The sequence below is a fragment of the Streptomyces sp. NPDC050560 genome (assembly GCF_044457285.1).
Classification (GTDB): domain Bacteria; phylum Actinomycetota; class Actinomycetes; order Streptomycetales; family Streptomycetaceae; genus Streptomyces.
On sequence record NZ_JBITGT010000004.1, the window covers coordinates 330,964 to 343,424 of the forward strand.

The 12,461-nt window shown below is 74.0% G+C and carries 9 protein-coding genes; 7 read left to right on the top strand and 2 right to left on the bottom strand.

Going from position 1 to position 12,461, the window contains the following annotated elements; genetic code table 11:
- The first annotated feature begins 210 nt into the window (after positions 1–210).
- Positions 211–1,821: an alpha/beta fold hydrolase gene (locus ACIBIW_RS11260; protein WP_399334467.1), complete on the top strand. Its 1,611-nt coding sequence runs from the start codon at positions 211–213 to the stop codon at positions 1,819–1,821.
- A gap of 163 nt (positions 1,822–1,984) precedes the next feature.
- Here the strand turns inward: ACIBIW_RS11260 and ACIBIW_RS11265 are convergent, their stop codons facing one another.
- Both ACIBIW_RS11265 and ACIBIW_RS11270 read right to left on the bottom strand, forming a co-directional pair.
- Positions 1,985–2,668 (bottom strand): YceI family protein, encoded by a 684-nt coding sequence (locus ACIBIW_RS11265; RefSeq protein WP_399334469.1) that lies wholly within the window; start codon positions 2,666–2,668, stop codon positions 1,985–1,987.
- A 298-nt stretch (positions 2,669–2,966) separates the two neighbouring features.
- On the bottom strand, positions 2,967–4,943 hold the full coding sequence (locus tag ACIBIW_RS11270; RefSeq protein WP_399334471.1) for a heavy metal translocating P-type ATPase: 1,977 nt from the start codon (positions 4,941–4,943) through the stop codon (positions 2,967–2,969).
- Positions 4,944–5,037: 94 nt separating this feature from the next.
- Between ACIBIW_RS11270 and ACIBIW_RS11275 the strand changes: the two genes are divergently transcribed.
- The 6 genes from ACIBIW_RS11275 to ACIBIW_RS11300 all read left to right on the top strand — a co-directional run bounded on the left by ACIBIW_RS11275 (position 5,038) and on the right by ACIBIW_RS11300 (position 12,454).
- Positions 5,038–5,427: an ArsR/SmtB family transcription factor gene (locus ACIBIW_RS11275; protein WP_399334473.1), complete on the top strand. Its 390-nt coding sequence runs from the start codon at positions 5,038–5,040 to the stop codon at positions 5,425–5,427.
- 699 nt (positions 5,428–6,126) lie between these two features.
- Complete coding sequence (locus ACIBIW_RS11280) at positions 6,127–8,640, top strand: GH116 family glycosyl-hydrolase (protein ID WP_399334475.1); 2,514 nt, start codon at positions 6,127–6,129, stop codon at positions 8,638–8,640.
- Between the two features lie 34 nt (positions 8,641–8,674).
- Positions 8,675–9,976 carry an ABC transporter substrate-binding protein gene (locus ACIBIW_RS11285; protein WP_399334477.1) on the top strand — a complete coding sequence of 434 codons (1,302 nt, stop codon included), beginning with the start codon at positions 8,675–8,677 and terminating at the stop codon, positions 9,974–9,976.
- Complete coding sequence (locus tag ACIBIW_RS11290) at positions 9,973–10,917, top strand: carbohydrate ABC transporter permease (protein ID WP_399334479.1); 945 nt, start codon at positions 9,973–9,975, stop codon at positions 10,915–10,917. The genes ACIBIW_RS11285 and ACIBIW_RS11290 overlap by 4 nt, the downstream gene beginning before the upstream one ends.
- A complete protein-coding gene (locus tag ACIBIW_RS11295) occupies positions 10,914–11,729 on the top strand; it encodes a carbohydrate ABC transporter permease (protein WP_399334482.1) in 816 nt (271 codons plus the stop codon). The genes ACIBIW_RS11290 and ACIBIW_RS11295 overlap by 4 nt, the downstream gene beginning before the upstream one ends.
- Complete coding sequence (locus ACIBIW_RS11300; RefSeq protein ID WP_399334484.1) at positions 11,726–12,454, top strand: hypothetical protein; 729 nt, start codon at positions 11,726–11,728, stop codon at positions 12,452–12,454. The genes ACIBIW_RS11295 and ACIBIW_RS11300 overlap by 4 nt, the downstream gene beginning before the upstream one ends.
- The last annotated feature ends 7 nt before the right edge of the window (positions 12,455–12,461 follow it).

The following is a 12,461-nucleotide window of genomic DNA, read 5'->3' on the forward strand; positions in this document are numbered from 1 at the left end:
ACCTAGGGGATGACCCCGGTATCGCGGCCGTGCGGGCGGGGGGTTTCACCGGGGCATCCCGGATGTCCGTGGTGCTGCCGCGGGGCGAGGATCGTGGCCGTCCCCGGGGGCGGTCAGGCCGCGCGCACCACCGGGGAGGCAGGGCCCCGGGCCGGGCAGCGGCCCTCCGGGGTGTGTGCGCGGTCCCCCAGCGCGAAGGAGCGCCCTCTCGTGACCACCCTCCCCAGCCGTCCGCGTGGCATGTCCCCGCGCGGCACGCACACCGCGCGGCGGCGCGCCCTGTGGGGCACGGCCCTCGCCACCGCCGCGGCGCTGACCTGCACCGCCGGTGCCGAAGCCGGCACCGGGGCGCGGCCGGACCCGGTACCTGCCGGGCCGCCGGGCGCGGCGTCCGCGATCGACTGGGCGCCCTGCGACGAGGACGCCACGGCGCAGTGCGGGACGCTCTCGGTGCCGGTGGACTGGCGGCACCCCGACGGGCCGCACTTCGGCCTCGCGCTCGCCCGGCGCACCGCCACCGACCCCGGGCGGCGGCTCGGCTCGCTGGTCTTCGGGCCCGGCGGCCCCGGGGACTCGGGGGTGGACCGGGTGGTGAACGGCGTCTCCCGGTTCAGCGACACGATCCGCGGCAGATACGACATCGTCAGCTTCGACCCGCGCGGCGTGGGTGCGAGCAGCCCCGTCGTCTGCTCGTCCGACCTGCTCGCCCGTCAGCCCTCGCCCCTGATGACCGGTCAGGCCGACTTCGACGCCACGCTCGCGTACAACCGGGAGCTGCGCGCAGACTGCCGCGCCCGCACCGGGCCCGTCTTCGACCACATCGACACCCTCAGCGCGGTGCACGACCTGGACGCGGTCAGGGCCGCGCTCGGCGAGCGCCGGCTCACCTACCACGGCAGCTCGTACGGGACCCTGCTGGGCGAGCAGTACGCGGAGACCTACCCGGGGCGGGTGCGGGCCCTCGCGCTGGAGAGCGTGGTGGACCACAGCCTGGGCACCGAGGGCTTCCTCGACACCCAGGCGGCCGCGGAGCAGGACATGTTCGACGAGTTCGCCGCCTGGTGCGAGGCCGCGGAGAGCTGCGCGCTGCACGGCCGCGACGTACGGGCGGTGTGGTCCGGCCTGCTCGCGCGGGCGGAGCGCGGCGAGCTGCCCGACCCCGGCGACCCCGGCACCCCGCTCGACCCGTTCGCGCTCAACGTCCTGGCACAGAAGGACTTCTACGACCCCGACCCCGACTGGCACGAGCTGGCCGACACCATCGCCGCGCTCGACGCGGGCACCCGGCCGCCCGGGAAGACGGCCGGGGACACGGCGGGGAGGACGGCGGGGAAGGGGCCCGGGAGTGCGGCCGGGGCGCCGGGCGGCCCCGGTGCCGGGAAGGCGGGGACGACCCCCAATCCGATGGCCGTGTTCTGCCAGGACTGGAGCCTGCCCGAGCCCGACTACCGCTCCTACGCGGCCGATCTGCGCCGGGTGGCCGCTCTCGCCCCCGACATGCCCTATCCGCGCATCCTGCTCGCCGTCACCACCTGTCTGGGCTCGCCCCGGCCGGTGAACAACCCCCAGCACCCGCTCGACGTCCACGGAAGCCCCGGGCTGCTGCTGCTCAACTCGCTGCACGACCCGGCGAGCGGCTATGCCTGGGCCACCTCGGTGGCGGGCCAACTCGGCGAGGAAGGGGTGCTGTTGACCTACGACGGCGCGGGGCACGGGGCGTACACGAAGAGCCCGTGTGCGCGGGAGGCCACCGACGCCTATCTGACGGACCTCGTACTGCCCGCGCGCGGTACGCACTGTCCCGCGGTGCCGGTGCCCTGAGGGGGGGACGCGCGGTGTGGGGGGAGCCACCTGTCCGGTGGCCCTGGTCCCGTGGGACCGGCGCGCGTGGTGTGCCGCCCCGCGGTGCGGGGGCCGTCGGCGGGTCCGGCGCCCGGGTCCTGCGGCTCGAAGGCCGCGGCGGGGGCGGGGAGACGGCTGTGTTTCAGCGGGAGTTGGGGCGGGGGGTGGAGCGCAGGGTGGGGACGTTCGCGGGGGCGGTGCGGATGGCCGCGATGTCGAACTGGAGGCGCACCTTCTCGCTCACCATGGCGCCTCCCTCGGCCAGCCTGGCGTCGTAGGTCAGACCCCAGTCGCCGCGGTTGATGGTGGTGGTGCCGTCGAAGCCGACGCGCTCGTAGCCGAACGGATCGACGGTCTGCCCGATGTAGGTGAGTTCGAGGTCGACCGGCCTGGTGACCCCCCGCATGGTGAGGTCGCCGGTCATCCGGTACACCTCGGGGCCCGTCATGCGCACGGCCGTGCTGGAGAAGGTCAGTTGGGGATAGGTGTCGGAGTCGAAGAAGTCGGGGCCTATGAGGTGGGCGTCGCGCTGCTCGACCCCGGTGTCGACGCTGTCCGCGGCGATGACGATCTCGGCCCGGGAGCGCGCCGGGTCCTGGCCGTCGAAGTACAGCCGGGACTCGAACTCGGTGAAGGCGCCGCGCACCGTGGTGACCATGGCGTGCCGGACCGAGAAGCCGATGCGGCTGTGGGCGGGATCGATGATCCACTCGCCGGTGAGGGCCCGGACGGCCGGGTCCGGCACACCGCCGGACTCGAACGGCACCGCGGGCTCGGGGTCGAGCACCGCGCGGCGGGGCGAGGAACTTCGGTTGAACAGGCTCATGGACGACTGTTACTTCAAGCCATGTGCACACAGCAAGAGTTGCCGTGGAGTCGGCTCATTAGCTCTACCGTATATGCACCACTGTCACGGTCCGTACGCCTGCCGAACGGCCCACAGGCGCCAAAAGCCCCTATAACGCCCGGTGTTGATCACACAGCCGAGCGGCCGGTACCGTTCGCCCCGGACAGCGGGAAGGGCAACAAAAGGGCGGCGCGGGACCGGGCACGGGCGCCTCAACGGGCCCTGTGGAGCCGGTTTTTCGGCCAGCCGGGCCCGGTGTACCGTGCCGCGCGGGCGTTCACGCGGTGTCCTCGGCGGGCCGCGGCCAGGCGGCCTCGCGCAGCAGCCGCAGGCCGTTGAGGCCGACGACGACGGTGGAGCCCTCGTGCCCGGCGACCCCGAGCGGCAGCGGAAGGGTGCCGATGAGATCCCAGGCGACCAGCGCGGTGATGAACGCCCCGGCGACGACCAGGTTCTGGACCACCAGGCGGTGCGCGGCGCGGGAGAGCCGTACGACGGAGGGCACGGCGGCCAGCTCGTCGCGGACGACGACGGCGTCCGCGGTCTCCAGGGCGAGGTCGGAGCCCGCCCTGCCCATGGCGATCCCCGAGTGCGCGGCGGCCAGCGCGGGGGCGTCGTTGACACCGTCGCCGACGACGAGCACCCGCAGCCCCTCCGCCTCCCAGCCCCGTACCACCGTCGCCTTGTCCTCGGGCAGCAGCCCCGCACGGACGTCGGTGATGCCGACGCGGGCGGCGAGGTGGCGGGCGGCGCGCTCGTTGTCGCCGGTCAGCAGCACGGGGACGCGGCCGGTCAGCCGGGCGAGGGCGGCGACGGTGGCCGCCGCGCCCGGACGCGGCCGGTCCGCGACCCCCAGCACCCCCACGGGGACACCGTCGCGCAGCACCACGACCGCGGTGCGCCCGGTGGCCTCCAGCTCGGCCACGACGGCGCGGTGCGGCGCGTGGCCCGGGCCGTCCAGCAGGTGGGCGGGCGATCCCACCAGGACGGTGTGGCCGTCGACGGTGGCGGTGACGCCGCGTCCGGGGGTGGCGGAGAAGGCGTCGGCCGGGGCGATGTGCAGGTTCCGTTCGCGGGCCGCGGCGGTCACGGCGCGGGCCAGCGGGTGCTCGCTCGGGTGCTCGGCGGCGGCCGCGAGCGCGAGGAGCGCGTCCTGCGCCCCGTCGCCGGGGGCCGACGGGCGTACGTCGGTGACGCGGGGGGTGCCCTCGGTCAGGGTGCCGGTCTTGTCGAGCGCGACGATGTCGGCCCGTGCGAACCGCTCCATGGCCACCGCGGACTTCGCGAGCACCCCGTGCCGTCCCGCGTTGGCGATGGCGGACAGCAGCGGCGGCATGGTGGAGAGCACCACCGCGCACGGCGAGGCCACGATCATGAACGTCATCGCGCGCGGCAGCGCCGACCGGGGTGTGTCGCCGAGCAGAAGCGGGACGGCGAAGACGGCGAGGGTCGCGATCACCATGCCGATCGAGTAGCGCTGCTCGATCTTCTCGATGAAGAGCTGGGCGGCGGCCTTGGTCCTCGACGCCGCCTCCGTCATCTCCACGATCCGGGCGATGACCGAGTCCGACGGGTCACGCTCCACCCGGACCCGCAGCGCGCCGGTGCCGTTGACGGTGCCCGCGAACACCTCGTCGCCCGGTCCCTTGGCGACCGGCAGCGGCTCGCCCGTGATGGCGGCCTGGTCGACGTCGCCCGTCCCGGCCACGACCCGGCCGTCGGCGCCGACCCGCTCCCCGGGGCGCACCAGGATGAGGTCACCGACCGCCAGCCGCTCGGCGGTGACACTCTCCTCGGTGCCGTCCGGCAGCAGCCGGGTGGCGGTGGCGGGCGCGAGGTCGAGCAGGCCGCGCACGGAGTCGGCGGTGCGGGCGGTGGCGAGGGCTTCGAGGGCGCCCGAGGTGGCGAAGATGACGATCAGCAGCGCCCCGTCGAGCACCTGCCCGAGCGCGGCGGCGCCGAGCGCGGCGACGACCATCAGCAGGTCGACGTCCAGCGTCCCGCGCCGCAGCGCCTTGCACCCCTCCCGGCCCGGCTCCCAGCCGCCGGCCGCGTAGGCGCAGGCGTACAGCGTGCCCCACAGCCAGGCCGGGCCGCCGAGCAGGTGGACGGGCAGGGCGAGCAGGAACAGCACCAGCGCGGCGAGCGCCCACCGGGCCTCGGGCAGCGCGAGGACGCGGGTGCGGCGCCGTGGCGGGAGCGGCGGCGCGTCCGCGGCGGGCGGCGCGTGCCTCCGGTCGAGGAGAGAGGACATGGCGAAGCGACCCTTCTCGGGCGGGGTGGGGCGGCCCGCCCACCATACAGGAATACATGAATAGGTTTTCAAGTGTCATCCGTATGATGGGCCCATGGGCCACGGACGTGTCACCCCGAACAGCAGCGCCACCACCCGCGAGCGCCTCGACGCGGTCGGCACGGCCGACGTCGCCGCGACCCTCCAGGCCCTCGCCACCCCCTCCAGGCTCCATATCCTGGCCCGGTTGCAGGAGGGCCCCTGCGCGGTGGGCGACCTCGCCGAGGCCGTCGGCATGGAGCCCTCCGCCTGCTCCCACCAACTGCGCCTGCTGCGCAATCTCGGCCTGGTCACCGGCGAACGCCACGGCCGCTCGATCGTCTACGCCCTCTACGACGACCATGTCGCCGAACTCCTCGACCAGGCCCTCTACCACGTGGAGCACCTGCGCCTCGGCCTGCGCGACACCCCCGCGACCGCCGCCGACACGGCGTCCACCCGCTGACGCCGACGCACCGCGGCCTCACCACCCGCCCCCGCGAGAACTCCACGCCCACCCCACCCGCGCCGCACCCACCCGCGCACACCGGCAGCCACGCCCCCGGATATGCCGAAACAGGCCGGGCCCCGGGGAAATGCCGTACCGCTCGGGGCAGTTGGCGAGCGAACGAGGCCGCCCCCGCACCCCGTCGGTGTGCGCGCCGAGCGGCACCACCCCACCCGGCGCGGAGGCGAAGGAGGCGCCCGCGGTCGCGCCGGTGAACACGGCCGCGGGTGCTGCGGCGAGATAAGCGGCAACCTCCCCGAAAGGCGGCAGGGGCTCGAACACCGCGGGGCGGCCCCGTCCGTCGCAGTCCCGGTCGACGAGTCCCGCGAAGCGCAGCCCGGGCCCCGCGACCAGGGGCGGCACCCCGAAGTCCCCCCACCCCATGCCCCGTATCAAGGCTCCCGCGGGTCCGAGTGCCGGAAGAGGCCGGTCAGTACGTGCACGAGGGCGCACGTCGGCTCCTCGGCGGCGTCGTACGGCGGCCCCCGCAGGGCCCCGGAAGCGCGCCCCACCCGGCACACCCGCACCATCTCGTGGAATCGATTTCCTGCACCACTCTTGACGCTCACCCACCCCCTACCTAGGGTTTCGCGAAATCGATTTCTCGGCAGGCCCCCGTGCCCGGACCTGGGAGACGGGGGTGGGAGGTGCTTCGCCATGCCCGACGCGTACCCCTCGGAAGAACCTTGGGACGACGGCTCCCACCCCGACCTGACCTGGCCGGTGGTGCGCCGCTACACCGGCGGTGCGCGCGCCCGGGTGGCGATGCCCGTCGGGGGCGTCGGAACCGGCTGCGTCAGCCTCGGCGGCCGGGGGCAGCTCCTCGACTGGGAGCTGTTCAACCGGCAGGCCAAGGGCTTCGCCCCGGACAGCTTCTTCTGTCTGCGGGTCGCGGACGAGGACGGCCGGGCGGTGACCCGGGTCCTGGAGTCAGAACTGCTCGACCACGAGTACGCGGGCCCGCACGGCAGCCCCTCCCCGATGCACGGCCTGCCGCGCTTCCGGCACGGCGAGTTCGCCGCCGCGTACCCCTTCGGGCAGGTCAGGCTCGCCGACCCGGAGCTGCCGGTGGAGGCCGTGCTCCAGGTGTACAACCCGCTGGTGCCGGGCGACGCGGACGCCAGCGGGCTGCCCGCCGTCATCTACCGGGTCAGGGTGCGCAACACCTCGGGGGCGCCGGTCGAGGTGGCGGTGTGCGGCAGCCTCCAGCACATCGCGGGCCGCCACCGCGACACCGGCATCCCGGACGGCAACACCTACCGCGTCGAGCACACCCCCCACGGCACCGTCCTGACCGGCGGCTGCGGCGACCGGGTCGCCCGGGACGACGAGGCGTGGGGCACCCTGGCGCTGGCCACCGCGGGGGAAAGGGCCGACAGCCACCGGCTGACCTGGGCGCGGCGCGCCTGGGGCGACAGCCTCCTGGACTTCTGGGACGACTTCGGCGCCGACGGCCGCCTCGACGGGCCCGAGCACGGCACCCGGGTGCCCACCGGCTCCCTCGTCGCCACCCGCCGTATCGCACCGGGCGCCGCCGAGGACATCACCTTCGTCATCGCCTGGCACTTCCCGAACCGCCGCGCCTGGAGCAGGCACGGGCACACCGGGAGCGAGACCGTCGTCGGCAACCACTACACAGGGCGGTTCGCCGACGCGGCCGACGTCGTGGGCCATCTCGTCCCCAGACTGCCGGAGTACGAGGCACGCACCCTGGCCTACGTCGGGACGGTCGCGGGCTCCGACCTGCCGACGGCCGTCAAGGACGCGGTGCTCTCCAACGCGGCCGTGCTCAAGACCCCGACCTGCTTCCGCATCGCCGACGGCACCTTCCTCGCCTGGGAGGGCGGCAACCCCGACGACGGCTCCTGCCACGGCAGTTGCACCCATGTGTGGAACTACCAGTACGCGCTCGAACAGCTCTTCCCCGACCTGGCCTGGTCGATGCGGGAGGTGGAGTTCACCCACTCCCTCGACGAGCGCGGCCTGATGCACTTCCGCGCGGGGCTCCCGCTCGCCACCCGCGGCACCGAGTGGGGCATCGCCGCCGCCGACGGGCAGATGGGCACCATCCTGCGCTTCTACCGCACCTGGCAGCTCACCGGCGACGACGCGAGGCTGGCCGCGTACTGGCCGAAGGTGCGGCGCGCCATGGAGTTCGCCTGGATACCGCTGGGCTGGGACGCGGACCGGGACGGCGTCATGGAGGGCTGCCAGCACAGCACGAGCGACGTCGAGTACTACGGGCCGAGCGGCGTCAACCAGTCCTGGTACCTGGGCGCGCTGGCCGCCTGCGTCGAACTGGCCCGTGCGGCCGGCGACGACGCGTTCGCCGAGACCTGCGCCGAGGTCCTGCGCAGCGGCGCCGCGGGCACCGACGCCGAGGTGTTCAACGGCGCCTACTACGCGCAGCACGTGCGCCCCGCGCTGAGCGCCGACCGCATCGCCGAGGGCCTGCGCATCCGGCACGTCGAGGACACCCTGCACAACGGCTCTGACGACCTGGTGGACCCCGACCTCCAGATCGGCCCCGGCTGTATGAGCGACCAGCTCGCCGGGCACGCCCTCGCGGTGCACTGCGGGCTCGACGACGGACTCGACCGCCCGCACGTGAGCACCGCCCTCGACAGCGTCCTGAGGCACAACCACCGCGGCGACTTCTACGGCCACTTCAACCATCTGCGCACGTACGCGCTGGGTGCCGAGCACGGGCTGCTCAACTGTAGCTATCCGCGCGGCGGCAGGCCCGAGAGCCCGTTCCCCTACTGCAACGAGGTGTGGACGGGGCTGGAGTACACCTTCGCGCTCACCCTCACCGCGCACGGCCGCCGCGAGGAGGCGGCGCACCTCGTCGAGGACGCGCGCGGGCGCTACGACGGGCGGCGGCGCAACCCGTTCAACGAGGTCGAGTGCGGCGACCACTACGTGCGCTCCATGGCCTCCTTCGGCCTCGCGCACGCCTGGCCGCGCACCGTGGTCGACGCCCGCGCGCGGGTGGTCACCATCGAGCCGCTGCCGGGCCGCTGGCCCGTGGTGTGCGGGGACACGGTCGGCACCGTCGAGGTCGAGCAGGGCCCAGGCGGGGCCACGGCCACCGCCACGGGCGCGCTCGACGCGGCCGGGTACACCGTCAGGCTGCGCCGCCGCGGTGCCACCGGCCCCGAGACGGCCTGACCCGGGCCGGGGGAGAGAACGGGAGAGGACGCCCATGCACACCACCCGCCGGGCCGAAGGCCCCACCCGCAGGCGGGCCCTCGGGCTCGCGGGCGGCGCCGCGCTGTCCCTGCCACTGGCCTCCTGCGCCCTGCCGGAGGGCTCGCCGGGCAGGACGCTCGACGTCGTCTACTACGGCGACGCCAACGCGGCCGCGGTGTACGCCAAGCTGGCCGACGCGTTCACCAGGGACCACCCGGGGATCGGGATACGCTTCCGCGGCATCCCCGCGCCCAACTGGGGCACGTTCGCCAACGTCGTCTCCACCCAGATCGCGGGCGGCAGGCTCCCCGACGTCCTCAGCGTCGCCACCGAGGGGCAGCGGCTCTTCGCGTCCAAGGGCATCCTCCAGCCCCTGGACGGCTACATCCGCCGCGACGCCTCCGCGATGGACGGCTTCTACGCGGACGTGAACCCCAAGTTCCGCCGCTGGACCGACACCTACTCCACCACCGACGACCACACGTACTACCTGCCGGGCGGCTACAACCCGATGGTGCTGTACTGCAACACCCGGCTGTTCGCCAGGGCCGGGGTCGAGCTGCCGGACGCCAGTTGGACCTGGGAGGAGTTCCGCGAGGCGGGGCGGCGCGTGAAGAGGCGCACCGGGGCCTTCCTGCTGCCGATCGGGTACTCGGCGCCGTTCACCGATGTGATGCCGTGGCTGCTGACCAACGGCGCCAACATCCTCGACAGCGGCTGGAAGCACGCCACGTTCGACTCCCCCGCCGCGGTGGAGGCCGCCACCTTCGTCAAGGGCATGCTCGACGAGGGGCTCTCGCCGAAGCCGGGCGGGACCTTCGACGTCAACGCCGAGCTGGCGCGCGACCGGCTGGCCGCGTTCGGCGGCGGGCGGTGGCCGACCACCGACATGCGGCGGCTGAAGCTCGTCGACCGGGTGCGCATCGTGTCCTGGCCGCAGCAGAAGGGGCCGGGCTCGCCCGTCGGCTGGGACGGCTGGTCGATCCTGAAGGCGTCGCGGAAGAAGGAGCACGCCTGGACCTTCCTGACGTGGCTGTCGTCCGCGGCGGCCGAGCGGTACTTCACCGAGGTCGGCGGCAACAACGTCCCGGCGCGCGAGTCCGTCGCGCTGTCCGGCCACTTCACCGACAACGCGCCCGAGGGCACAAGACTCCTCGTCGAGGCGGTCGCGCACGGGCAGCCCATTCCCTCGCCCGAGCGGGCGTCCGAGGCCCAGGACGCCGTCAACCGCGGCTGGCAGGCCGCCCTCACCGGCACCAAACCGGTCGAGCGCGCCCTCGCCGACGCGAACGAGCAACTGGAGGGCGTGCTGTGACCACCACCTCCCCCGACGGCGCGCGGCCCGCCGCCGCCCCGGCGGCCGGTCCTGGCGGCGGGGCGAGGCGCCGCCGCGACCTGGTCGGCTGGGCCTTCCTCAGCCCCGCACTGCTGCTGTTCCTGGTGTTCGTCGCCGGGCCGTTCGTCGCCGCCGTGGTGCTGAGCTTCTACAGCTGGGACATGCTCACCCCGCCGCGCTTCGACGGTGTGCACAACTTCACGGCGATGGTGCGCGACCCGCTGCTCTACAAGGCGCTCGGCAACACCTTCCTGTTCGCGCTCGCCTCCGTCGTCACCCACCTGGTGGGCGGACTGCTGCTGGCGCTCGGCGTCAACAGGCTGGTAAACAGGGCGCTCTCGTACTTCGTGCGCACCGCGGTGTTCTTCCCCTTCGTCATCTCCTGGGCGGCGGTGGCGCTGCTGTGGAAGTACCTGCTGGACCCGACGTTCGGCATCGTCGGCCACTACCTCGGGCAGGTGGGCCTCTCCGCGCCCGACTGGTTCAACGACCCGGGGTGGGCGCTGATCGGGATCATCGGCATCGACTGGTGGCACACCGTCGGCTTCACCTTCGTCATCATGCTGGCGGGCCTCCAGACCGTGCCGCGCCAGCTCGTCGAGGCCGCCCGCTGCGACGGTGCGAGCCGCCGGCAGGTGCTCTGGCACGTCACCCTCCCCGCGATGTCCCCGACGATCTTCTTCGCGGCGGTCGTCACCTTCATCGGCGCCTTCCAGATCTTCGACCCGATGCAGATCATCACGCCCCAGGGCGGCCCGGACAACGCCACCCTGTCGATCGTCATGTACCTGTACCAGAAGGGGTTCCAGAGCTTCCAGGCGGGCTATGCGTCGGCCGTGTCGCTGCTGGTGTTCCTCGTCATGCTCCTCGTCACGCTGTTGCAGTTCTGGGGCTCCAGGAAGTGGGTGCACCACCAGTGAAGACCTCGCGCCTCGCGGGCGCCGCCGTGCTGCTGGCCGTCGGGCTGCTGATGATCGCCCCGCTGGTGTGGCTCGTCACCCAGAGCCTCACCCCGGAGGCGCAGGCGTTCACCCTGCCGCCGCGCTGGATACCGTCGCCGTGGAGCACGGCCGCGTACCACGAGATCCCCGGGCTCGTCCCGTTCGGCCGGATGGCGCTCAACAGCCTGGAGGTCGCGGTCCTGTCGACGGTCGGCTCGCTGCTGGTGAGCGTGCTCGCGGGATACGCCTTCTCGCGCCTGGAGTTCCGCGGCAGGAACGCGGTGTTCATGGTGATGCTGTCGGCGCTGATGGTGCCGGTGCAGATGACGGTGATCCCGGTGTTCATCCTGATGCGGACCTTCCACCTGGTCGACCAACTGCCGTCGCTGTGGCTGCCCGCGCTCGTCAACGTCTTCTCGATCTTCTTCTTCCGGCAGTACTTCGCGTCCATCCCGCGCGACCTGGACGAGGCGGCGCGGCTCGACGGCGCCGGGCACCTGTGGATTCTCTTCCGGATGATCGTGCCGCTCTCCGGGCCCGCGGTCGCGGCGATGACGATCCTCACCTTCGAGACCGCGTGGAACAACTACTTCGGGCCGCTGATCTTCCTCAGCAGCCCGGAGCACATGACGCTGCCGGTCGGCCTCGTCACGCTCCAGACCGGGCAGACCGGCTCCGCGGTGGTGGTGCTCGCCGCGATCACCGCCGTCGTGGTGCCGGTGCTGCTGGTGTTCCTGCTGTTCCAGCGGAGCTTCGCGGCGAGCATCGCCTCCGCGGGGCTGCGCGGATGAGCGCCGGGGCCGCCGCGCGTGCGGAACACGAGGCGCTGGTACGGACGTTGCGCGGGGCGTGGCCGAGCCTGCCCGCGCTCGCGGTGGCCACCGCCGCCGTCTGCGCCGCCGCGGCCGCCGTCCTCGTCCTCACCCCGGGGCCGAGCCCGCTCGCTCCCCCGCTCGCGGCCCTGCTGGTGGGCCCGTTCGCGGCGGCGCTCGCGGCGACGGTCAACGGGATCACCTTCGAGGGCGAGGCCACCGTGCGCCAGTGGGCCGCGGCGCTGCGGCGGTCCGGCGCCTTCGGCGCGCGGCAGGCCCTGGTGGCCGCGGCGCCCGCCGCCGTCCTGCTCGTCTGCCTCCAGATCAGGCAGCAGACGGGCGCCGCCTGGGTGGTGCCGTCGCTGGCCACCAGTTGCGCCCTCACCGCCGTCGCGCTGCCCGCGCTGCCGGTGGTGCTGCCGCTTGGCACCGCGCGGCCCGGGCTGCGCGGCACGGCCCTGTGGACCACGGCCCTGCACCTCGTCAGCCGGGCCCCCGTCCGCTTCCTCGCCGCCCCGGCCCTCGCGGCCCTCGGCCTCTGGTCCTGCGTCACCTGGACGGCCTCGCTGCTGCCCCTCGCGGTGGGCCCCGCGGCCCTGGTGGCGGGCGCGGCGGTGTGGACGACGGCCGCCGGGGTCGCGCCCGCGGCGGCCGGAGCCCGGCACGGGAAGCCTGGTGGCAGCGGGGCCGGGGGCCGCGGTTAGCCTCTGG

Excerpts from the sequence above, each read along its gene's own strand:
- ACIBIW_RS11265 (WP_399334469.1), bottom strand. The coding sequence starts at position 2,668 with ATGAGCCTGTTCAACCGAAGTTCCTCGCCCCGCCGCGCGGTGCTCGAC.
- ACIBIW_RS11270 (WP_399334471.1), bottom strand. The coding sequence starts at position 4,943 with ATGTCCTCTCTCCTCGACCGGAGGCACGCGCCGCCCGCCGCGGACGCG.
- ACIBIW_RS11275 (WP_399334473.1), top strand. The coding sequence starts at position 5,038 with ATGGGCCACGGACGTGTCACCCCGAACAGCAGCGCCACCACCCGCGAG.
- ACIBIW_RS11280 (WP_399334475.1), top strand. The coding sequence starts at position 6,127 with ATGCCCGACGCGTACCCCTCGGAAGAACCTTGGGACGACGGCTCCCAC.
- ACIBIW_RS11285 (WP_399334477.1), top strand. The coding sequence starts at position 8,675 with ATGCACACCACCCGCCGGGCCGAAGGCCCCACCCGCAGGCGGGCCCTC.
- ACIBIW_RS11300 (WP_399334484.1), top strand. The coding sequence starts at position 11,726 with ATGAGCGCCGGGGCCGCCGCGCGTGCGGAACACGAGGCGCTGGTACGG.